General features: G+C 71.3%; 19 protein-coding genes and 1 riboswitch. Of the genes, 7 read left to right on the top strand and 12 right to left on the bottom strand.

Going from position 1 to position 21,984, the window contains the following annotated elements; translation table 11 throughout:
* Positions 1-60 precede the first annotated feature (60 nt).
* Positions 61-339 (bottom strand): hypothetical protein, encoded by a 279-nt coding sequence (locus AB0M95_RS31905; protein ID WP_363772592.1) that lies wholly within the window; start codon positions 337-339, stop codon positions 61-63.
* The gene (locus AB0M95_RS31900) at positions 336-962 is read right to left on the bottom strand and encodes a superoxide dismutase (RefSeq protein WP_363772589.1); all 627 of its coding nucleotides are present in this window, start codon (positions 960-962) and stop codon (positions 336-338) included. The genes AB0M95_RS31905 and AB0M95_RS31900 overlap by 4 nt, the downstream gene beginning before the upstream one ends.
* Before the next feature lie 211 nt (positions 963-1,173).
* Here AB0M95_RS31900 and AB0M95_RS31895 point away from each other — a divergent pair, with 211 nt between their 5' ends.
* On the top strand, positions 1,174-1,791 hold the full coding sequence (locus AB0M95_RS31895) for a helix-turn-helix domain-containing protein (RefSeq protein WP_363772586.1): 618 nt from the start codon (positions 1,174-1,176) through the stop codon (positions 1,789-1,791).
* On the opposite strand, the gene AB0M95_RS31890 is transcribed toward AB0M95_RS31895, so the two are convergent.
* The 6 genes from AB0M95_RS31890 to AB0M95_RS31865 form a co-directional block, all read right to left on the bottom strand.
* Complete coding sequence (locus AB0M95_RS31890) at positions 1,786-1,938, bottom strand: hypothetical protein (protein ID WP_363772584.1); 153 nt, start codon at positions 1,936-1,938, stop codon at positions 1,786-1,788. The genes AB0M95_RS31895 and AB0M95_RS31890 overlap by 6 nt on opposite strands.
* 148 nt (positions 1,939-2,086) lie before the next feature.
* On the bottom strand, positions 2,087-3,112 hold the full coding sequence (locus tag AB0M95_RS31885) for a LacI family DNA-binding transcriptional regulator (protein WP_363772581.1): 1,026 nt from the start codon (positions 3,110-3,112) through the stop codon (positions 2,087-2,089).
* Between the two features lie 10 nt (positions 3,113-3,122).
* Positions 3,123-4,739, bottom strand: a complete 1,617-nt coding sequence (locus AB0M95_RS31880) for a glycoside hydrolase family 13 protein (RefSeq protein ID WP_363772578.1) — start codon at positions 4,737-4,739, stop codon at positions 3,123-3,125.
* Positions 4,740-4,787: 48 nt separating this feature from the next.
* Positions 4,788-5,666 (bottom strand): carbohydrate ABC transporter permease, encoded by an 879-nt coding sequence (locus tag AB0M95_RS31875; protein WP_363772575.1) that lies wholly within the window; start codon positions 5,664-5,666, stop codon positions 4,788-4,790.
* The gene (locus AB0M95_RS31870; protein WP_363772572.1) at positions 5,663-6,658 is read right to left on the bottom strand and encodes a sugar ABC transporter permease; all 996 of its coding nucleotides are present in this window, start codon (positions 6,656-6,658) and stop codon (positions 5,663-5,665) included. Before AB0M95_RS31870 ends, AB0M95_RS31875 begins: the two co-directional genes overlap by 4 nt.
* 3 nt (positions 6,659-6,661) lie before the next feature.
* On the bottom strand, positions 6,662-7,972 hold the full coding sequence (locus AB0M95_RS31865) for an extracellular solute-binding protein (RefSeq protein ID WP_363772569.1): 1,311 nt from the start codon (positions 7,970-7,972) through the stop codon (positions 6,662-6,664).
* Between the two features lie 418 nt (positions 7,973-8,390).
* Between AB0M95_RS31865 and AB0M95_RS31860 the strand changes: the two genes are divergently transcribed.
* Positions 8,391-9,680, top strand: a complete 1,290-nt coding sequence (locus tag AB0M95_RS31860; protein ID WP_363772566.1) for an ATP-binding cassette domain-containing protein — start codon at positions 8,391-8,393, stop codon at positions 9,678-9,680.
* Positions 9,681-9,688: 8 nt separating this feature from the next.
* Here the strand turns inward: AB0M95_RS31860 and AB0M95_RS31855 are convergent, their stop codons facing one another.
* Positions 9,689-10,318 carry an amino acid-binding protein gene (locus AB0M95_RS31855; protein ID WP_363772563.1) on the bottom strand — a complete coding sequence of 210 codons (630 nt, stop codon included), beginning with the start codon at positions 10,316-10,318 and terminating at the stop codon, positions 9,689-9,691.
* 151 nt (positions 10,319-10,469) lie between these two features.
* Positions 10,470-11,765 (bottom strand): right-handed parallel beta-helix repeat-containing protein, encoded by a 1,296-nt coding sequence (locus AB0M95_RS31850; RefSeq protein WP_363772560.1) that lies wholly within the window; start codon positions 11,763-11,765, stop codon positions 10,470-10,472.
* Positions 11,766-11,921: 156 nt separating this feature from the next.
* Here AB0M95_RS31850 and AB0M95_RS31845 point away from each other — a divergent pair, with 156 nt between their 5' ends.
* The 4 genes from AB0M95_RS31845 (at position 11,922) to AB0M95_RS31830 (ending at position 17,810) form a co-directional block, all read left to right on the top strand.
* Positions 11,922-13,307 carry an ATP-binding protein gene (locus tag AB0M95_RS31845; RefSeq protein ID WP_363772557.1) on the top strand — a complete coding sequence of 462 codons (1,386 nt, stop codon included), beginning with the start codon at positions 11,922-11,924 and terminating at the stop codon, positions 13,305-13,307.
* Between the two features lie 60 nt (positions 13,308-13,367).
* Positions 13,368-15,500: an N-acetylneuraminate synthase family protein gene (locus AB0M95_RS31840; RefSeq protein ID WP_363772554.1), complete on the top strand. Its 2,133-nt coding sequence runs from the start codon at positions 13,368-13,370 to the stop codon at positions 15,498-15,500.
* Positions 15,501-15,576: 76 nt separating this feature from the next.
* A complete protein-coding gene (locus AB0M95_RS31835; RefSeq protein WP_363772551.1) occupies positions 15,577-16,515 on the top strand; it encodes a glycosyltransferase family 2 protein in 939 nt (312 codons plus the stop codon).
* Positions 16,516-16,532: 17 nt separating this feature from the next.
* Positions 16,533-17,810 carry a polysialyltransferase family glycosyltransferase gene (locus AB0M95_RS31830; RefSeq protein ID WP_363772548.1) on the top strand — a complete coding sequence of 426 codons (1,278 nt, stop codon included), beginning with the start codon at positions 16,533-16,535 and terminating at the stop codon, positions 17,808-17,810.
* 73 nt (positions 17,811-17,883) lie between these two features.
* Here AB0M95_RS31830 and AB0M95_RS31825 read toward each other — a convergent pair whose 3' ends face one another.
* Positions 17,884-19,119, bottom strand: a complete 1,236-nt coding sequence (locus AB0M95_RS31825) for a DUF6716 putative glycosyltransferase (RefSeq protein ID WP_358514627.1) — start codon at positions 19,117-19,119, stop codon at positions 17,884-17,886.
* 14 nt (positions 19,120-19,133) lie between these two features.
* Positions 19,134-20,123, bottom strand: coding sequence for a hypothetical protein (locus tag AB0M95_RS31820; protein ID WP_358514625.1), 990 nt, complete (start codon positions 20,121-20,123; stop codon positions 19,134-19,136).
* 739 nt (positions 20,124-20,862) lie between these two features.
* Positions 20,863-21,015: riboswitch (cyclic di-AMP (ydaO/yuaA leader) on the top strand.
* 14 nt (positions 21,016-21,029) lie between these two features.
* Between AB0M95_RS31820 and AB0M95_RS31815 the strand changes: the two genes are divergently transcribed.
* Positions 21,030-21,722, top strand: coding sequence for a CHAP domain-containing protein (locus AB0M95_RS31815; RefSeq protein ID WP_363772694.1), 693 nt, complete (start codon positions 21,030-21,032; stop codon positions 21,720-21,722).
* The last annotated feature ends 262 nt before the right edge of the window (positions 21,723-21,984 follow it).

Genomic DNA, 21,984 nt, shown 5'->3' with positions numbered 1-21,984 from the left:
CCCGGCGGGCCCGCGCCCAAGGCCGAGCGTCGACGCCCTGGGCACGGGACGGCGGACATCTCAGGGACTCGCTGCCTCCGGGGGCGGCTCCAGCACGATGGCGGCCATGCGCAACGTCAGCTCCTGCACTAACTCGTCCATGTTCTGGCCGGTCTGCGCCCGTACCAGCGACAGGGCCAGCTCGGCGAGCAGGCAGAATCCGCGGACGCGGGCCGCGTCGTCGGGAAAGGCGCCCAGCAGCGCCTCGGCGCCGGCGAGGTCACCGCGGTGTTTGGCCGCGATGACCCCCGCCGCGCGCTGGGCGTGCCCGAAGAGCTGCTCGGCCTGTGTCCGGTTCATCCCAACCCGGGGATCGCCGGGCCGGCGGCGCGGGCGGCCTCGAACCGGGCGGCGACGTCGGCCCAGTCGACCAGACCCCACAGACGGTCCACGTAGTCCGGGCGCACGTTGCGGTACTGCAGGTAGTAGGCGTGCTCCCAGGCGTCGAACACCAGCAGCGGCGTCGAGCCCTGCCCGACGTTGCCGTGGTGGTCGTACACCTGCTCCACGATCAGCCGCCGGCCCAGCGGCTCCCAGGCGAGCACTCCCCAGCCCGAGCCCTGTACGGTCTTGGTCGCCGTGGAGAGCTGCGCCGCGAACGCGTCGAACGTGCCGAAGTGCTCGTCGATGGCGGCGGCCAGCTCCCCTTCGGGCCGGTCGCCACCGTCGGGTGAGAGGTTCCTCCAGAAGATCGAGTGCAGGACGTGCCCCGACAGGTTGAAGGCCAGGGTCTTCTCCAGCCCGACCAGGGCTCCGTAGTCGCCCTTGTCCCGGGCCTCGGCGAGTTGGTCGAGCGCGTCGTTGCCGCCCTTCACGTAGGCGGCGTGGTGCTTGCTGTGGTGCAACTGCAGGATCTCCCCGGACATGGCCGGTTCCAGCGCGCCGTAGTCGTACGGCATGTCGGGAAGGACGTAGGCGGCCATCAGGCACCTCACTTACTGCTTTAGATTCGCTGTTGCGACTATTATGCAATAAGTACGCGGACGAGATCAGCCCCTCACGGCCCCCCGCGGCGTCCCCTTCATCGCCTGGTGCATGTGGGCATCGAGCGTCCTCCTGACCCTGGATGGAAAGTTACTTGTGGTAGTCTACTATCAGTAAGTTGCTGGTAGTAGATACCGTCGAGGAGTCGGAATGAGTGACCTCCCCGTCGCGGCCACGCGTCGGCGGCTGTCGAAGCAGGAGCGTCACACCCAGCTCTTGGATGTCGCACGTGAGCTCATCCGGGATGCGGGTACGGACGAGTTCACCCTCGGACGGCTCGCGGAGCGGGCTGGGGTGACCAAGCCTCTGGTCTATGACCACTTCGGCGACAGGGCCGGGGTCCTCGCCGAGTTGTATCGCGAGTTTGAGGCACGTCAGCGGGAGATGCTCGTTCTCGCGCTCGATGACGCGGAGCTGGAACTGCCGGCGGTGGCGAGCGTCGTCGCGGGGGCGTACATCGACTGCTGCATCGCGGAGGGGCGCGAACTGGCCGATGTCGTCGCCGCGCTCGCGGGCTCGTCGACCCTCAGCCGGTTACGGCAAGAGGCCGAGGACGCCTACCTCGCCATGTGCCGCGAGGCGCTTGAGCCGCTCACTGGTCCGATCGACGCGGCGGGACTGCACGCGGTCATCGGCGCAGGCGATGCTCTGGCCCGAAGTGCGCTCGCCGACCGGATCAGCGCCGAGCGCGCACGCAGCGCGCTCGCCCGCGTCATCATCTCCATCGCCACCGACGAACGACGCGACACGACGCAGGCGACCTCATGACGGGAAGTCGAGCGCCTGCGAGAGAGGTTGCGCGCCGTCGACGCCGAGCCGGTTCGACGGTTCCGGCGCTTGCGTGACGGTGACTACCAGGGAACTCGGGCCCTGCGCGCGGATCTCCTGCCCGGCCGCACCGATCTCGGCATCCACGTGGCCGGCCCCCTGGGGAACACAGCCCGAGCCGTAGGCGAGGACCTTTCATAGTGTCGGCTTAGGAGGCCCGGCTGACGTCGTTCGCCTCACCGCCGCTCGTGGCCTCGTCCGGGTGCATCCGTTCTCTCCCAGTGATCGCCGATCGTCAGCGGGTGAGGCGGGGGCCGGAGCCGGTGCTGCCTCTTACCACCAGTTCGGGCTGGAAGACGAGTTCCATGTTCTTGGGGGCGGCGCCGTTGATCTCTTCGAGGAGGGTCTGGACGGCGGCGGTGGCCATGGCGCCGATCGGCTTGCGGACCGTGGTGAGGGGCGGGTCGGTGAAGGCGATGAGCGGGGAGTCGTCGAAGCCGACCACCGAGACCTCGCCGGGCACCGGCAGGCCGCGCTCGCGGGCCGCGCGGATCGCGCCGAGCGCCATGAGGTCGCTCGCGCAGACGATGCCCGTGCAGCCGCGCCCGATGAGCGCGCTCGCCGCGGCCTGGCCGCCCTCGACGGAGAACAGCGAGTGCTGGATCAGCGGCTCGCAGTCGGTGACGCCGAGGAGCTGCGACATGGCCTGCGTGAAGCCCTCGATCTTCCTGATGACCGGGACGAACCGCCGCTGGCCGAGCGCGAGGCCGATGCGTTCGTGACCGAGGTCGGCCAGGTGCTGGACGGCGAGGCGCGCCGCCAGCCGGTCGTCGGGAGAGATGAAGGGCGCCTGGATGTGCTCGCTGTAGCCGTCGACCAGCACGATGGGCAGGCCCCGGTCGGTGAGCCGGGTGTAGCGGTCCATTCTCGCGGTGGTGTCGGCGTGCAGGCCGGAGACGAAGATGATGCCGCTGACGTCGCGTTCGAGCAGCAGCTCGGTGAACTCGTCCTCGGGGGCGCCGCCGGGGCTCTGGGTGCACAGCACGGGTGTGTACCCGTTCTGGGTGAGCGACCTCTCGATGGCCTGGGCGAAGGCAGGGAAGATGGGGTTGTCGAGCTCGGGGGTGACGAGCCCGATGAGCCCGTTGCTGCGCTGGCGCAGGCGCTGCGGGCGTTCGTACCCCATCAGGTCGAGCGCGGTGAGGACGAGCTGGCGCGTGCCGGCGGACACGCCCGACTTGCCGTTCAGCACGCGGCTGACCGTGGCCTCGCTCACGCCGGCCTGGGCCGCGATGTCGGAGAGCCGGGCGTTACCGTTCATGGCCGCTACTTTACGCATCACCGGATGCCCACCACGCGCAGGAATCGGCGGCGAGCCGGACGACGCCGTCCTGTTCGGCCACGGGTGCGCTGGACAGGAGCAGGCGGCCGGGCGAGGGCAGCTCGACGGGGTCCGCCGAGGTGTTGACGGTGCAGACGAACCGCCCGCCCCGGGAGAAGATCAGCGTGCCCGAGGGTGCTTCCTCCCAGGTGAGCTCGCCGTCGCCGAGGGACGGGTGCTCGCGGCGCAGCCGCAGGGCCTCGCGGTACAGCGTCAGGGTGGAGGCGGGGTCGGCGAGCTGTGACTCCACGCTGAGCGGCCCCCAGGCGGCCGGGACGGGCAGCCAGGTGTCCTCGATGCCGGGCGGGCTGAACCCGAACGGCGGCTCGGAGTGCGCCCACGGGATGGGGACGCGGCAGCCGTCGCGCCCCGCCTCAGGGTCGCGCAGCCGCTGCGGGTCCTGGCAGACCTCCTCGGGCAGGTCGAGCACCTCGGGGAGGCCGAGCTCCTCGCCCTGGTAGATGTACGCGGACCCGGGCAGGGAGAACATCAGCAGCGAGGCGGCGCGGGCCCTGCGCAGGCCGAGGTCGCCGCCGCCGTAGCGGGTGACGTGCCGCCGGACGTCGTGGTTGGACAGCACCCAGGTGGTGGGCGCGCCGACGGGGGCGACGGTGGCCAGGGACTCGTCGATGACGGCGCGCAGCATCTCCGCGTCCCACGGGGTCTTCAGGAAATGGAAGTTGAAGGCCTGATGCAGCTCGTCGGGCCGTACGTAGCGGGCGAGGCGCTCCTGGGACGGCGCCCAGGCCTCGGCGACACCGATGCGCTCGCCGGGGTAGGAGTCGAGGACGCGGCGCCAGGCGCGGTGGATCTCGTGCACGCCGTCCTGGTCGAAGTAGGGCAGGACGGCGGTGCCGAGCATCTCGGCCTGGCCGGCGGAGCCGATGTCGGGGAGCCCCGCCTCCTTGACCATGCCGTGGGCGACGTCGACGCGGAAGCCGTCGACGCCGAGGTCGAGCCAGAAGCGCATGATCGCCTCGAACTCGGCGTGGACCTCGGGGTCGTCCCAGTTGAGGTCGGGCTGGGCGGGGGCGAACAGGTGGAGGTACCACTCGTCGCCGGGCAGCCGCGTCCACGCCGGTCCCCCGAAGACCGACTCCCAGTCGTTGGGGGGCAGTTCCCCGTCCTCGCCGCGGCCGGGGCGGAAGATGTACCGCTCGCGCTCGGGGCTGCCGGGGCCGGCCTGGACGGCGGCCTGGAACCAGGCGTGCCGGTCGGAGGTGTGGTTGGGCACGACGTCGGTGATGACCTTCAGCCCGTGGCGGTGCGCGTCCTCGATGAGGGCCTTGGCGTCGGCGAGGGTGCCGAAGATCGGGTCGACGTCGCGGTAGTCGGCGACGTCGTACCCGAAGTCGGCCATGGGAGAGGTGTAGAAGGGCGTGAGCCAGATGGCGTCCACGCCGAGCTCGGCCAGGTAGCCGAGCCGGCTGCGGGCGCCGAGCAGGTCGCCGACGCCGTCGCCGTTGCCGTCGGCGAACGAGCGGACGTAGACCTGGTAGATCACCGCGTCTCGCCACCAGCGGGTGGCCGCGCGCGCCTCATGGACTTCGCGAACGGCGTCGGTCATTACAAATCCCCGATTCTCTGAAGTGTCAGGACAGATACCACGGACGTGTCACGACTTCGTGGCACCGGCGGTCAGCCCGGTGACGAGATGGCGCTGGACGAGCAGGAAGACGGCCGCCGCGGGCACCGCGATCAGCACCGAGGACGCGGTGAGCAGGCCCCACTCGGCCTTGTGCTGGCCGACGAACTGCCCGAGACCCACGGCCAGCGTGTACTTGTCGTCGCCGGTCATGAACGCCGTCGCGTACGCGACCTCCGCCCACGCGGTGATGAAGGAGTAGAACGCCGCGACCGCGAGCCCCGGCCTGGACAGCGGGAGGATGAGCCGCCAGAACGTGCCGAACGGCGTCAGTCCGTCCACCCGCCCCGCCTCGTCGATCTCGACGGGCACGGTGTCGAAGTAGCCCTTCATCATCCAGGCGCAGAACGGCACCGTGGAGGTGAGGTAGGCGATCACCAGGCCCGGGAACTGGTTGATCAGCCCGAGGCCGGCGAGCAGGTTGTAGATGGGGACGATGAGGATCGCCACCGGGAACATCTGCGTGACCAGCAGCATCCACATGATCGAGCGGAAGCCGGGGAACCGGAAGCGGCTGACCGCGTACCCGGTGGTCGCCGACAGCACCACGCCGAGGACGGTGGTCATGGCCGCGACGAGCAGCGAGTTGAACAGCCAGCGCGGGAACGCCGTGTCCCCCAGCACCTGCGCGTAGTTGGCGAGGCTCGGGTCGTCGAACAACCGCACGGTGGTGGACTGCCAGGCGTCCCTCGGCTTGAGGGAGGTCAGCACGAGCCAGGCCACCGGGAAGACCGCGACCAGACTGGCCACGACCAGCGTCGCGTGCAGGGCCAGGGACGCGCCCGCGCTCCGCGAGCCGCGCCCGTCGGTCGCCGGGATCACGGCGCCCGCCGTGTCGGTCGCACTCACCACGCCTCCCCTTGCCTGCGCAACGCCCGCCGGTAGACGACGGCCATGACGATGAGCAGCACGAGGATCAGCACGCCCCACGCCGCCGAGCCCGAATAGTTGCGGATGCCCTCGAACGCCTGCCGGTAGGCGTAGGTCACGAGGATCTCGCTGGACCCGCCCGGCCCGCCCCGGGTGACCAGGAAGATCACCGGGAACTGGTTGAAGGTCCAGATCGTGCCGAGCAGCACCACCGTGCTGGAGACCGGCCTCAGTCCAGGCAGGGTGATGTGCCTGAAGCGCTGCCAGGGCGTCGCGCCGTCGACCTCGGCCGCCTCGTGGAGCTCGCGCGGGATGGCCTGGAGGCCGCCGAGCAGCGCGAGCATCATGAACGGCACGCCGAGCCAGACGTTCACCGCGATGACCGACACCTTCGCCCAGAAGGGGTCGTCCAGCCAGTCCAGCCCGCCGAGCCCCGCGGCGCGCAGCATCGCGTTGACGACGCCGAACTCGCCGTTGAGCAGGTACCGCCAGATGAAGGCCGAGACGAACGCGGGCACGGCCCAGGGCAGCACGAGCAGCATGCGGTACAGCGAGCGCAGGCGCAGCGGCCGGTTGAGCAGCAGCGCGAGGCCGAGCCCGATGCCGTAGTGCAGCGCGACGCAGACGACCGTCCAGGTGATCGTCCAGGCGAGCCGGGACAGGAATTCGCCGGAGGTGACGATCGCGGTGTAGTTGGAGAGCCCGACGAACTCGTACGTCGAGGGGATGGTGTTCATCCCGATCGTCCGGCCCATGTTGGCCTCGGTCGCGTCGGTGAGCGACAGGTAGACGCCGCGCACCAGTGGGTAGCCGATCAGCACGAGCGTCACGATGACCACCGGCGCGCACATGGCCCACGCGTACCAGTGCCGGGAGAGCAACCCGCCGGCCTTCCCCCGGGATCTCGGGCCGCGGGCACGGCCGCGGGCGGTTGCGCCCGCGGCCGTCCCGTCAACGACCTGCGTCGTCATCGGTCACAGGCTCCAGCCCTTGAGCAGGCCCTGGTACGCCTTGGCCACGTCCTGGGCCATGGCGTCGCTGGTGGTGCCCCCGGTGGCGAGCTTCTGGTAGCCCTCGACGAGCGGCTGGAAGAGCTGGCCGGCCTCGGGGATCCAGGGACGCTCGACGGCGGCGCCCATGGGCTCCATCCAACGGCCGATCATCGCGTTGCCCTGGGCCTCGGGCATGTCGTAGGCGGACTTGCGGGTGGGCAGCAGGCCGAGCTTGCCGGCGATCTTGGCCTGGCTCTCCGCGGAGTCCATGAACTGCACGAACAGGTACGAGGCGTCCAGGTTCTTGGAGCCGGCGTAGACGGTGTAGTCGTGGCCGCCGGTCGGGGCGCCCGCCTTGACCGAGCCGGAGGGCACCGGGGCGATGCCGAAGTTATCGGGGTTGTCCTTGAAGACCTTGCCGCCGAGGTTGTCGGTGTTCGACCACGGGCCGTTGAAAATCATCGCGACCTTGCCTTCCTTGAAGGCGGTCTCCGCGTTGGTGTAGCTGTCCTGGATCGCGGGCTTGGCCGCGGCGCCCGACTTGATGAGGTCCTCGACGACCTTGAGGCCGGCCACCGACTGCGGCGAGGCGACGGTGATCTTCTTCGTGGTGACGTCGAGGAGGTCGCCGCCCTCGCCGTAGATGAACGGCAGCAGGAAGTAGGCGTCGACGTTGAGGGCGAGGCCGTCGGCTCCCGCCTTGGACTTCACGTCCTGGGCGAACGTCTTGAGCTCCTGGAAGGTCTTCGGCGGGGCGTCGTGGCCGGCCTTGTTCAGCAGCTCCTTGTTGTACAGCAGGCCGAGGGTGTCGGTGACCTGCGGGACGCCGTACGTCTTGTCGTTGTACTTGCCGCTGCCGGCGGGGCTCGGCAGGAAGTCCTCGGGCTTGTCCAGAGCCGGGGTGCCGTCGAGGGGCGCGAGGTAGCCGAGGGAGGCGAACTCGGCGACCCAGCCGACGTCGGCGCGCAGCACGTCCGGTGCGCCCGACCCGCTCTGCGCGGCGGTCTTGAACTTGTTCTGCGCGTCGGCGAAGGGGACGTTGACGTAGTTGACCTTGATCTTCGGGTACTTGGCCTCGAAGTCGGCGATGACCTCCTTGAAGACGGGACCCTCGTTGGTCGCGTCGGAGGTGTCCCACCACGTCACCTCTCCGGAGACGGCGGCGGGGCCGGACGGGGCGGGGCCGGACGGGGCGGGGGCGGCCGACTGTTGGGGGGTGTCCTCGCCACCGCAGGCGGATACCGCCAGCGCCAGCGCCGCGGCTGCCGCCGCGACCGAGATGCCTCGCCGCATGTTGTGCACTCCTTGCTCAGCTTCGTTGCCAGAGGAACGGCGGAGGCCGCCCGCGTCCCCGAAGGCGAGCGGCATCACCGGGGTACGCGGAACGTAACAGTCAGATGAACCGAGATGAAAGACCTTTCGGAAACTTTCTGCAATTTGTGACACGACCGTCACGGCGACGCCGTCAACTGCACCGGGCACGCGCCACGCGACCCGTTTCGCGCACGGCGGCCCGCGAGCCGCGACACTTTGCGTTTGCGCCTGTCCTGACCTCAAAGAACAGCCAATGGTCAAGTAGCCAGCAGATAAGCGATTTCTTACCCATGTATGGACAATGTATGGACACGGCGCCCCGCGACGCGATGTACTACCTCATCAATCACAATGACGGCTGGATCCGGGTTTCAATGCCCGGGAGGAACGAGTGACGATGAGTACCGTCGTTCTCGACAGCGTGACAAAGGTGTACCCCGGGGGACATCTCGCGGTCGATCGCATGAGTCTGCGCGCCGAAGAGGGAGAACTTCTCGTCCTGCTCGGGCCCTCCGGCTGTGGCAAGTCCACGCTGCTGCGCATGATCGCCGGCCTGGAGGAGATCACCTCCGGCGACCTCTACCTCGACGGGCGCATCGCCAACGAACTCGCCCCGCGCGACCGCGACGTCGCGATGGTGTTCCAGAACGGCGCCCTGTACCCCCACCGCACCGTCCGCGGCAACCTTTCCTTCCCGCTGGAGATCGCCAAGGCCGACCCGGCCATGGTCAGGGAGCGGGTGGTGGAACTCTCCCGGGCGCTGCACATCGACGAGACGCTCGACCGCCGTCCGGGAACGCTCTCGGGTGGTCAGCGGCAACGGGTCGCGATGGGACGGGCCATCGTCCGCCAGCCGTCGCTGTTCCTGATGGACGAGCCGCTGTCCAACCTGGACGCGGGCATGCGCACGGAGTTACGCATGGAGATCTCGTCCCTGGTGCGCGCCCTGGGCGTCACGACGATCTACGTGACGCACGACCAGGTCGAGGCCCTGACGCTGGCCGACCGCATCGCCATCATGAACCGCGGCGTCCTGCAGGACGTCGGCACCCCCGGCCAGATCTACAACGACCCCGCGACGGCGTTCGTGGCGGCGTTCCTCAGCTCGCAGCAGCTCAACCTGCTGTCGGCGACGGTGCGGACCCCGCAGAACCAGTACATCCTGCTGGACTTCGGGCTCCACCAGATCACGATGCCGTGGACCGACCCGCGCGCGTACGCGCTGTCCCAGCACACCGGGAGCCAGATCATCGTCGGCATCCGCCCGGACGGGCTGACCCCGGTCGGCGAGGGCACCGACGGGCCGTTCTTCAGCGGCCGGGTGCGGACGCTGGAGTACCACGGCCACGAGTGGCTCGCGTACCTGGAGGTCGGCATCCCCGCGGTGCCCGCCCCCGAGCCCGACGTGGCCAGGGCCCACGGACACGCCACCGCGGGCGGCGGGGGCGGCGGCGCGGGCGGCCTGATCCGCTCGATGATGCGCCGCCTGATGTCCACGGGCGACGAACCGTCCGAGCTGCAGGAGCCGCCGTCCGGCAGCGGTCACCACCGCCGGGCCGACCTGGTCGTGCGGCTCGGCGCGCGCCCGGTCTGGCGGGCCGGGGAGCACGGCCGCGTCGCCGTGGACCTCAGCCGGCTCATGCTGTTCACCCTGGAGGGCAACCGCATCGACCCGCCCCGCCGCTGACACGGGACTCACGCCACGGTGCGGTCCACCGTCGAGGCGGCGAGCTGGGAGACGACCTCCACCAGCCGCACGATCTTGTCCAGCTCCACCTGGTGGAACGCGGGGCCCTCCGAGCGCGCGACGACCAGGTGCAGGCCCGCCTCCTTCAAGGGCAGGCTCAGCAGGTGCAGCGGGCCCTCGCTGAACGCCGCCGGCCGCAGCGGCGTGAGGTCGGGCATCTCGTCCACGCCGGGCGCCTGCCAGCTTCCGTGGACGACGGCGCCGGTCCGGGAGTCGACCGCGACCGCCCACTCGGCGCTGACCAGGTCGGGGACCGCGTCGACCAGGGTGACGTACGCGCGCTCGGCGTCGGAGGCTACGTGGCCGAGCAGGTCGTAGTCGGGGCTGACGCCCGGGACCTCGCGGGTGGGCCACACGCCGTCGATGCGCACGCCGGGCACGATCGACAGGCGCTCGCGCAGTTCGTCGGCGGCGAACCCGCCCGGCCAGGAGAGCGTGAAGTCGTCGATCGCCCGGCCGCCCTCCCGTTCGAGCACCGTGACCTGGAGAATGTCCGCCCCGAGGACACCGAAGGCCCGGGCCACCTGCCCGAGGACGCCCGGACGGTCGGGCAGCGAGACTCGAACCCGCAGCGCCATCGTCACCACCTCTGTTCGCGCACGTACATCTGCGGCCGATCCCTCAATGCGGGCCGACCTGGTATTTCTTTCATCTACGAGACCACGCCACACAGCCTGCTCGACGCAGGTTTCACGGATGTTCCGAAGTAATGTCCGAAATAATTCCAAATCAGTATTGATACGCACCCGCGTCCGGGTTCGTCGATCGCGGGATGGGCCGCCCCGCCGCGTCGACCGCCGGCGCCGCGCCGCCGTACCACCAGGGCCCGAGCGGCACCCCTCTGCCGATCGCCGGGGAGCCGGGACGCAGCCGCAGGTCGTGGCGCGACCTGAACCTCGGATCCGCGCGAACCGACCCGCGCCCGGGCGAGAACCGCCCCCGCCGGCCGTCGTAGACGCCGCCCGCGTCGTCGATCCCCTTGCCGTCCTCGAAGCCGACCGGCCCTCCGACCTTGATGACGTTGTTGCGCAGCGTCAGGATGTCCCCCGAGCAGCCGTCGGCGCACGAGACGCCGATCGTGTGCCGGCCGGTGAGATACACCGAGTTGCCGACGGCCACCGTCCCCTCGACCGGCCCCACCCCGTGCCCCGGGCCGCGGGTGATGAGGAACGATCCCCGCCGGTGCGAGGAGATCACCACGTTGGTCGCGAACAGGTTGCCCTCGGCTGTGCCGCCCGGCCCGTGGCCGAGCTCGGTGAAGGTCTCGTTGTCGCGGGCCATGTTGCGCGCGACGACGTTGCGGTCCCCGTCGTACACCTCCACGGCCGCGCCGTCGTAGACGTAGTCGTGGCTCGGCGCGTAACTTCCGGCGATCAGGTTGCCGATCACGCGGTTGTCGTCGCCGTTCAGCAGCACGCCGAACGCGCCGGAGTCGTTGTCGGCCACGTCGTCGTTCACGCTCATCCGGTCATTGCCGGTGATCCGGCTGTTGCGGATCATGTTGTGCGCGCCGCGCTCGGTCACCCACACGCCCGCCACGTTGCCGTCGGCGTACACGTCCCGCAGATCGTTGTGGCGGCCGTCGACACGGAAGCCCGCCCAGCCGCAGTCGTGGGCCCGCAGGTCCGAGACGCGCGTCCGGGAGCCCGCGACGACCACGCAGTCGCCCGCGCGCCCGCTGATCATCGGCCGGGCGCCCTCGCCGTAGGCGCCGACGGTGATGGGACGCGCGGCGGTGCCCGCGCCCTTGAGCGTCAGCGTGCCCTTCCACCTGCCGCCCCGCCGAAGCAGCAGCGCGTCGCCGGGGCCGAGGTGGGCGCGGCTCGCCCGCGCGAGCGAGCGCCAGGCCCTGCCCGGGGCGGCCCCGGACGCGTCGTCGTCGCCCTCGCGCGCGTCCACGTAGTACACCCTGCCGGCCCCGAGGGGCCCCACGGGGGACACTCCGGACGCCGTCGCCGCGGGGGTGGCGAGCAGCGCGAGGACAAGCGGCGACGACAGGCCCGCCCGCCAGAAGAACGGCGTCATGTATCCACACCCGGTAATCGGTTGATCGCTGCCGCACACCGTAGCGGCCTCGATCCCCGGCCGGGAGTCCCGTGGCCGCGCGAGTTTGCCATCCCATGGCCACCTCTTTCCCCGCTCGCGGATCTTGACGGAGATCCACGCGGATAGCCTTTGCCAATGTCCCTCCGCCGGGCCGCCGTATGGCCTCGATCCATCCGGGGGCGGGTCACCCTCCTCGCCCTCGTGCTGGCGGCCGTGTTCCTCATCCCGCTCGCTGTCGCGGCCGGCACCGTCATCAGGAACGCCGTCGCCGCGTCCCTGACGCGGGAGACCAGGGAGGCCGCCTCCCACACAGCCGTCGCCTACCGTGAGGGCACACTGCGCGACCCGATCCCGCCCGTCGTCCGCGACGAGGACGTGATCCAGCTGATCGGGCCGGGCGGGCACGTCCTGGCCTCCACCGAGAACGCCCGCGGCATGCCGCCGGTCGGCGACGTGCGCCCCGCGTCGCCGCAGCGCATGACGGACTTCAGCACCTGCCGGGGCGTCTCCGTGCGCTGCCACCAGGTGACGGCCTTCTCCACCGGGACGGACCCCGGCGCCGTCGTCGTGTACGCCGCCGAGCGGATGCCGGTGCTCATCTCGACCCACGCCCTGGAGGCGGCGATCGCCCTGCAGACGGCGGCCCTGGCGGCGCTGATCGGGTGGATCACCTGGAAGGGGGCGGACCGGGGGCTGCGGACGATCGACAACATCCAGGCCGAGCTCGCCCACATCACCGTGAGCGACCTGTCGCGCCGGGTGCGGGAGCCTCCCGGGGAGGACGAGATCGCCGGCCTCGCCCGCACCGTCAACGCCACGCTGGCCCGCCTGGAGCACTCGGTGGAGCAGCAGCGCCGGTTCGCCGCCGACGCCTCCCACGAGCTGCGCACCCCCATCGCCGGCCTGCGCGCCCAGCTGGAGGAGGCGCGGCTGCACCCCGAGCACACCGACCTCGGCATGCTGGTGAACGGCGCCCTGCGCGACACCGACCGGCTGCAGACCATCATCACCGACCTGCTGTTCATGGCCCGGCTGGGCTGCGGCGGCCCCGCGGCGCAGGAGCGCGTCGACCTGGGCCGCCTGGCCGCCGAGGAGATCGAGCGCCGCCCCGGCCGGGTCCCGGTGAACACCTCCATCCAGCGGGACGTGGTCGTGCTCGGCGTCAGCACGCAGCTCTTCCGCCTGATCGGGAACCTGCTGGACAACGCGCAGCGGCACGCGTCCACCCTGATCAGGATGGAGGTCCACGCGTCGCGCGGCACCGCCGTGCTCACCCTCACCAACGACGGCGACCGCATCCCCGAGGCCGACCGCGAGCGCGTCTTCCAGCGGTTCGCCCGGGTCGACGAGTCCCGCAGCAGGGACCGGGGAGGAACGGGCCTCGGCCTGTCCATCGCCCGCGACGTCGCCATCGCCCACGGCGGGACGCTGCACGTCGAGGACGTCCCCGAGGGCACGCGCTTCGTACTCAAACTCCCCGCGGCCGAAGAGATCCGAACAGATCCGGTTTCCAAGTGTTAACACGAGCGTCGTCATGCGTTCAGCTCACGCACCCCTTTCGGGGCAGTGGTGGTGGCTAGCGTGCCTGAGCATCCCCCCGCGCGCGACCCGCCGACCGGCGGGCGTCGTCTCGTCGTCCATCAGGGAGTCATCTTGCGAGTCCTGGCCGTCGTCCCCGCCCGTGGAGGTTCTGCGGGCGTCCCGCTCAAGAACCTGGCCAAGGTGGGCGGCACGCCCCTGGTCGCCCGCGCGGTGGCCTCCTGCGCGGGAGCCGGGCTCATCGACGAGGTCATCGTCAGCACCGACCACGAGGAGATCGCCGCCGCGGCCGAGGCCGCCGGCGCCCGCGTCGTCCGCCGCCCCGACGAGCTGAGCGGCGCCACCGCCTCCAGCGAGTCGGCCCTGCTGCACACCCTCGACCAGCTCGACGCCGACCCCGAGGTCGTCCTCCTCGTCCAGTGCACCAGCGCGTTCATCGACCCGGCCGACCTGGACGCCGCGGTCGCCAAGGTGCTGGACGGCACCGCCGACGTGGTCTTCTCGGGCCTGGAGACCCACGAGTTCGTGTGGGCGGTCCGCGACGGCGGCGCACAGGGCGTCAACCACGACCCGGCCCACCGCCCCCGCCGCCAGGACCGCGAGCCCGACTTCCGCGAGACCGGGGCGTTCTACGCGATCCGCACCGCGGGGCTGCGCGAGCACGGCCACCGGTTCTTCGGCACCGTCGCCGTCCAGCCCGTCCCCTCCCGCACCGCCGTCGAGATCGACACCCCCGAGGACCTGCAGATCGTGCGGGCGCTCGCGCCGCTCGTGGACCGTCCCGGGCCGATCGACGTGGACGCCGTGGTCACCGACTTCGACGGCGTGCACACCGACGACAGCGTGCACGTCGACCAGGACGGCCGTGAGACGGTCACCGTCAGCCGTTCCGACGGCCTCGGGATCTCCCTGCTCAAGCGGGCCGGGGTCAAGGTGCTGATCCTGTCCACCGAGCGCAACCCCGTGGTGGCCGCCCGGGCCCGCAAGCTCGGCGTCCCCGTCCTGCAGGGCCTGGCCTCCAAGCGGACCGCGCTCAGCGAGTGGCTGAGCGTCGAGGGTCTGGACGCCTCCCGCGTCGCCTACATCGGCAACGACGTCAACGACCTCGGCTGCATGGACCTGGTCGGCTGGCCGGTGACCGTGGAGAACGCCGACCCGCGCATCCGGGCCGCCGCCCGCGTCGTGCTCGCCCGCGAGGGCGGCGCCGGCGCCGTCCGCGAGCTGTGCGACCGCGTGCTCGACGCCCGGCCCGCCGCCGAGGAGCCCGCCGTCTCCGGCCCGCGCGCCACCCTGCGCGCCAAGGGTACGCCGGTGCGCGTCGGCGAGTCGCTGGTCGGCCCCGGCCAGCCGGTGTACGTGATCGGCGAGATCGGCATCAACCACAACGGCGACCTGGACATCGCGCGCCGCCTCATCGACGTCGCCGCCGACGCCGGCTGCCAGGCCGTGAAGTTCCAGAAGCGCACGCCCGAGATCGCCGTGCCGGTCCACCAGCGCGACCAGATCCGGCAGACGCCGTGGGGCGAGATGACCTACCTGGAGTACAAGTACCGGGTGGAGTTCGAACTCGACGAGTACACGCAGATCGCCAAGTACTGCGCCGAGCGCGGCCTCGACTGGTTCGCCTCGCCCTGGGATGTCCCGTCGGTGGACTTCCTGGAGGGGATGAACGTCGTCACGCACAAGGTGGCCTCGGCGAGCGTGACCGACCACGAGATGCTGCGCCGCCTCGCCGCCACGAACAAGCCGATCTTCCTGTCGACCGGTATGTCGACGCTGGAGGAGATCGACGCGGCCGTGGACATCCTCGGCACGTCCAAGCTCGTGATGATGCACGCCACCTCCACCTACCCGCTGCCGCCGGAGGAGGCCAACCTCCGCACGATCATCACGCTCCAGGACAGGTACGGCGTCCCGGTCGGATATTCCGGTCACGAGCGCGGTCTGCAGATCTCGCTCGCGGCCGTTACACTCGGCGCGGTGACCGTGGAGCGGCACATCACGCTCGACCGCACGATGTGGGGGTCCGACCACGCCGCATCGCTGGAGCCGAGCGGCCTGGAGCACCTCGTCCGCGACATCCGCATCATCGAGTCCGCCCTCGGCGACGGCGTCAAGCGGGTGTTCCCCGGCGAGGAGGCCCCCAAGGCCAGGCTCCGTCGCGTCACCGCCTGACCGGGGCGTCACCGGTCACCCGCGCCCGCCTGAGGACCAGGAGAAGCCCAGCAGTGACGCACGCCGAGGACCGCCCGTGATCACGCTGTCCGTCGTGGTGCCCGTACGGGACGCCGAACCGTTCATCGCCGACGCACTCACGTCGCTGCGGCTCAACGCCCGGCCCGACTTCGAGTTCATCGTCGTCGACGACGGCTCGGTGGACGCGACCCCGCGGATCATCGACGACTTCCGCGACGAGCTGCCGGGCCTCACGGTCCTGCGCAACGCCACCGCCGTGGGCCTCGCCGACGCCCGCAACAAGGGCCTGTCCCTCGCCTCCGGCCGGTACGTCACCTTCCTCGACGGTGACGACTGGCTGGGGCGGGGGTACCTCGCCGACCTGGTGGCCGCGATCGACGGCCTCGGCTGCGACTTCGTCCGCGTGGACCACGTCCAGGTGGAGGGGCGCAAGCGGGCGATCCACCGGGCGCCCGAGGCGCGGCGCGGGGTGGTGCTCAAGCCGAGGGACCGCATCCTCCCGGCCGGGTCCAAGACCATGGTCGACTACCCGTACGCCTGGGCGGGCATCTACCGGCGCGAGCTCGGCGACCTGCTGACCTTCCCCGGCCACCTGCACACCGCCGAGGACCGGCCGTGGATCTGGCGGCTGCACCGCGAGGCGCGGTCGTTCGCGGTGGTCTCGCTGGCCGGGGTGTTCTACCGCAGACTGGTCTCCTCGTCGCTGACCCAGGTCGGCGACGAGCGCCAGCTCCACTTCTTCAACGCCTTCGAGCTGGTCTTCGAGCAGGTGGTGAACGAGCCCGACCTGCTGCCGAAGGCGGTGCGCACCTTCTGCGCCCTGCTGGCGCACCACCTGGAGCTGAGCGAGCGCTTCTCGCCCCCGCTGCTGGCCCGCTTCCACGCCCGCGCGCGCGAGGTTCTCGCGTCGCTGCCGCAGGGCATGGTGGACGACGCGGGGCTCGAACCCGAGCGCGCCGCCCTCCTGCGCCCGCTGCTCCCCCACCGCGGATGACCCGAAGGAGCGCCTCCGTGACCCAGGTGTTCTACAGCTCCACGCTCTTCGGGGCGATGACGCTGGCCGCCGCGATGGACGCCGGCAGGTTCGGCGCCCACGACCGCCGCAGGCTTCTTCTGGTGTCCAACAACGCCGCCATCCCGGAGATCACTCCGCCCCTGGACGAGGCGCCGGGCTTCGCCGCGCTGCGGTCGCGCTTCGACGAGATCCGCTCCTGGAACGAGCTGATCGCGCCCCTGCACCCCTCGGACTGGAAGGCGCGGGTCATCGAGGGGCCGATGCTGTCGCGCATGATCGCCACGCAGCTCGGCCTCGAGGACGGCGTCTCCGAGCTGGTCGTGGAGTCGGTCGCCGTGCCGCCCGCGCGCACCATCGCCGGGCTGACGCGCGATTGCCCGATCACGGTCTACTCCGACGGGCTGATGAGCTACGGGCCCACGCGCGACCCGCTGCCGCTGGAGATCTCCGGCCGTGTCACCCGCCTGCTGCACCTGGCGCTGGTGCCCGAGCTGACCCCGCTGCTGCTCCGCGAGGTCGGCGTCGAGCCCGACGCGCTGCCGGACGCCGCGTTCACCGGCGTGCTCGACACGCTTCCCGCGCCCGAAGGCCTGTCGGGCCGGGCGGTCATCCTCGGCCAGTACCTGTCGGCCCTGGACATCGTCACCGCGGAGGAGGAAGCCGAGCTGCACGCCTCGATGCTGCGGGCCCTCGCCGCGCGCGGCTTCACCGACGTGCTGTTCAAGCCCCACCCGGCCGCAGGCCGCCGCCACGCCCAGCAGCTCCGCGACGTCGCCGACGGGCTCGGCGTGAAGCTGAGCGTCGCCGGCGAGACCGTCCCCGCCGAGCTGTGCTTCCGCGCGCTGCGGCCGGAGCTCGTGGTCGGCTGCTTCTCGACCGCGCTGATGACCGCGCACCGGTTCTACGGCATCCCGGTGGCCAGTATGGGCTGCGAGCTGGTCCTCCAGCGGCTGGCTCCGTACGAGAACAGCAACCGGATCCCGCTCACCATCGTGGACGCGATCGTGCCGCGGCTGGCCGAGGACGGGTCGATCACCGACCCGCCACCGGTGGACCTGCCCGCGCTGATCCAGGCGGTCGGCTACTGCATGCAGAGCGATCACTACCCCGATCTGCGCGAGGCGGCCGCGAAGTACATCGAGACGCACGGCGCCGAGGCGCGATACTTCAAGAACCGCCGCCTCAGTTCGGTGGGGCTGCTTCCCCCCGGCGGCACCTCCCGCGCCCAGAAGCCGAGCGCCCTCGGCCGCCTGCGCCGCGCCCTGTCCCGCTGATCACACGTTCAGGCCCGCGCGGTCCCCGGGAATCGAGGACCGCGCGGGCCTGTTCGCGTCCGAAGGCGTCCGGCTAGCCGATGGCCTTGAGGTAGCGGCGGACGCGGCGGCTGGCGCGGTACCCGGCGCGCAGCACGTTCGGGGGCAGCTCGACGCGAAGGCGGGCGCGGCGGCGGGCGGCGGCGTGGGCCGGGCCGTCCAGCAGGGGACGGACCGGAGGCAGGCCGGTCGTGCGCGCCTGCTCCACCAGGGCCGTCAGCCGGACGATCCAGTCGCTGCTCGCCCGGTCGTGGAAGTAGTTGGCGTCGCACCACGCAGCCGTCGGACGCCGGAACTCGCCCTGAGCCAGGTCGTCCAGGGTGCCGAGGCAGCCGCTGTCCTCGAAGACGAGGTTGATCATCTCGGCGCTGACCCCGAAGTCGGAGAGCACCAGCAGCGGCACCTCGCCCGCGATGGCCTCCAGGGCCGCCGTCGAGCTGACCGTGACGAAGCCGGCCGCGTCGGCGAGGTGCTCATGCATGGCGCCCACCGCGAACCGCACGCCGCCGGGCCGCACCGTGCCTGCCGCCTCGAGCGAGGCCCACAGGCTCTCGTAGTGGTAGCGCTCGTTGTGGGTCTGCCGCTCGGTGGTGAGCGCCCGCAGTTTGACCACGACGTCCAGGTCCGGGCGCTGGGCGGCCAGCCGGTCCAGGGCGAACAGGATGCTCTCGCGGTCCTCGCGGCGTTTCGGCACCTTGGCCTGCGTCGCGAACACGACCCGCCGGCCGGTGGCCGGGTGCGCCGGGGCCTCGGTCGAGACGGTGTGCGCGGGGGCCGCGGACCTCAGGAGCCCGTCGAGGTAGGGCAGGCGGGCCAGGGCGGTCGTGCCCGCGGCCCCGAGCTCCTTGCCGATGCGGCCGAACTCCTCGACCTCCCGGCCGCTGTGCAGGACGAACAGGTCGCAGCCACCCCGGTACAGCCATGCCTTCTCGGTGGCGGGGATCGAGATGCCGGGCAGGCCCGACACGAAGACCGGGCGCGGCTTGAAACCGTCCAGCACGTCGCTGACCAGTACGTCCACGACGGGGCCCGTGCAGGCGACGAGAATGACGTCCGGCCTGAGGCGCTCGGCCAGCCGGCGCAGCGCCCGCGCGGAGATCACCGCCGGGGTCTCCCCCTGGGCCGCCCTTGTACCGCTGACCGCCGCCGAGATCTGCGCCGGGGAGGGCGCGATGGGGGTGCGCACGACGGCGAGCGTCGAGTTCCACTCCGCCGGCAACTGGTCGAGCAGGCCCGCCGCCCACTTGAGGTAGGAGTCGGAATCGGCCACAGCGAGAACCCGGCTCAAGGAGAAGCCCTTTCGTGCGCGAACATCTGGAGGTGTGATCGGAGGGAGACCGACGCGGAGGGCGTCCACCAGTCGTCGGGAACGTCCACCGTCTCGACGGGGACGCCACGTGCCGACAGCAGGACGCGCAGAGAGGTGACCGCTGTGGACGGCAGGCTGAGCACGCGCTGCCCGGGGCGCAGGTCCCGCAGGGTCATCTCGACCGGAACGCCGCCATCGTACACGGTCACACCGGGATGATCGCGGACGGCGGCGAGGTCGCCCGGGTCCTCGCGGCGGTGCGGGTAGTAGGCCAGCGGCCCCTTCAGCGCGAACAGCCAGGACAGGTAGCGGTCGCGGTGGATCAGCCCGTTGCGCACGAGCGAGGTGCCGAGCACGACCGTGTTCTCGCGGGGCCGGGGGTGCGCGGCGGCGGGCTGGGAGCGCAGCCAGGCGAAGTCGTGGGTCACCAGCTCGGCGCCGAGGGCCCGTACGGAGGCGGCCAGCTCGTCGGGGACGGGCAGCGCGGTGAACACCGTGAGGCGCCCGGCGTGGGCGGCGGCGCGCAGGCGCAGCGCGGCGGCGACGCCGAGGACGCGCCGCGAGGGCGTGGACTTGGCGCGGGCGCGCAGCAGCGCGGTGCCGGGGCGGGAGGTGAGCAACTCCAGCAGGCGGATCGTGGCGAGGCCGTCGTCCACCAGCACGATGCGGGCGGGGGCGGCGGTCAGCGAGGTGAGCTGGACGCGGCCGGAGAAGCCGTCCCCGAGCACCCAGGCGGCGCGGCGTCCCGGACGGGGCATGTGGCCGTCGGTCGCGGTCTCGATGCGCAGGCCCGGCGGCAGGTCGAGCGTGGCGAGCTCCCTGCGCGTGACCTTGAGCGCGGGCAGCTTCGCGCGGGTGACCACGCGCATCTCGGGCCCCGCGACCCCCGCGTGCCGTGCCTCGACCGCACACAGCAACTGGAGAGGCGACTCCACCCAGGCGACGGCCGACCCCTGCTCCCGCACGCGGCTTCGACCGTTCCTCTCCACGCCGGGGATTGACCCTTTCACGACGAAAGCAAAGTAGCCGCATGACGCGACACGTGAGGTAACAACCGGTGAACAAAGTCTTACGACCACCCGGCGAAGGCCCGTTCACCTGCTGGTGGAACGGCCTTCCGGCATCACACGCGCCTCCGGCGGCAGGAAGCGCCCTCGGCGCCCGGCACGCCCACCACCACCCGAACCACCCCGATCTCCCTACAAACGGCCTGAACCCCCTCCACGGCCCCGAACCGCTATGTCTGGGACATCGCAGTGAGCATCCACACTTCCTCCTCCGTGATAAGCGATCGCCCCTCTCCCGGCAACCCCCGATCGCGTCCACCCGAGACCACGGACGACCACGCCCGCCGGAGAGCTTGACACCGCCGGTGCCATCCGGCCCGAATAATGCTTTCCGGCCGTCCGGTCCCGACTGTCACACCGGCCCCACGAGCCCCGGCCGGCGATTCCCCCGAGCGCGGCGCGAGCACGTTCTCGCAGGTAAAGAGGGAGCCTGGAACCCGTTGACGATCACACCCCAGGCCCACTTGCCCTCCGGAAACCCTGCCACAGACCGGACATTTGTCGTATTTGCGGCTGTTTGTCCGATGTATTACTCTGATTGAACTCCGTGCGGGGGAAGTGCTCACCCGAGCGACTCCTATATGCCACGGAGATTGCATAGCGCGGCCGGTCCTCTGGGAGATCCCTCTCCCCCCGGGGCGCGCAACCGCCGAGTCCGCTTCGCGCGGAGCCGGGGACCCACCTCTCCCCGGGGTGAATCGGGGGCGCCGTCACCTGACGGACGCGCCCGTAGGGCGACTTCCACGCCCGAACCCGTCAGCTAACCCGGTAGGCGGCCGTGGAAGAAGGAGTTTCCCCTTGTCCATGTTGATACATCGGCTTCTGGATGCCCCGAAGAACCACTTGAAGGCCTTTGCCTTCGGCGGCCTGGTGGCCGCACAGCTCGTCGCCGGCGTCACCATGGCCGCGCACGCCGACAGCGGCCGGGACGGCGTCGTGAAGGTCGCCGGCTCCGAGGCCGCCGGCCTGTCGAAGGCGCTCGGCCTCCCGGAGGGCGCGCGGCACGTGTCCGCGCAGCAGCTCCTGAAGCTGGCCGAGAGCCAGATCGGCGTTTCCGAGAACAGCTTGGGCGGTGGCACGAAGTTCCACCGCTGGTACATGGAGAGCCCGCGGGCGCAGGAGACCGTCGCCCGCGACGGCGGCAAGATCTCCGACTACGCCAACGCCGCCTGGTGCGACATGTTCGTCTCCTGGGTCGGCAGCCGGCTCGGCATGGAGGACGCCGTCGGCATCGACGCCTGGACGGTCGCCCACGCCAAGTGGTTCGAGTCGCAGGGCCGCTGGGGCGAGACCCCCAGGCCCGGCGCGGTCGTCTTCTTCGCCTGGAACGGCAGCAAGGACGTGGACGCCATCGACCACGTGGGCTTCGTGATCCACGGCAACGGCGACGGCACGATCAAGACCGTCGAGGGCAACACCGACAACGGCAAGGTCCAAGTCCGCACCCGCTCGACCGACCAGGTCGTCGGCTACGGCTACCCGACCTACGCCGCCTGATCCACGCCGCCTGACGCGGCAGGTCTTTCCCAGGGCGCCCCTCCCACGGAGGGGCGCCCTTTTCCCGGGCGGCCGGCGTCCCGCGGCCGCCTCCCTGTCCCCGGGCGCCCACGCCTCCCCGCGGGCGCCCCTCCCCGGGGGGGGGGCCGCCCGCCGCCCCCCCCCCGGCCCCCCCCCCCCCCCCGGGCCCCCCCCCCCCCCCAGCCCGGCACACCGCGGAACCGCAACACAAAAAAACGCACCGCAGGACGGTGGGGGTCGG

The sequence above is a fragment of the Sphaerisporangium sp. NPDC051017 genome, from assembly GCF_040683095.1.
Taxonomy (GTDB): Bacteria; Actinomycetota; Actinomycetes; order Streptosporangiales; family Streptosporangiaceae; genus Sphaerisporangium.
The sequence above is the reverse complement of the archived record's forward strand: the minus strand, read 5'-3'. Positions and strand labels throughout refer to the sequence as shown.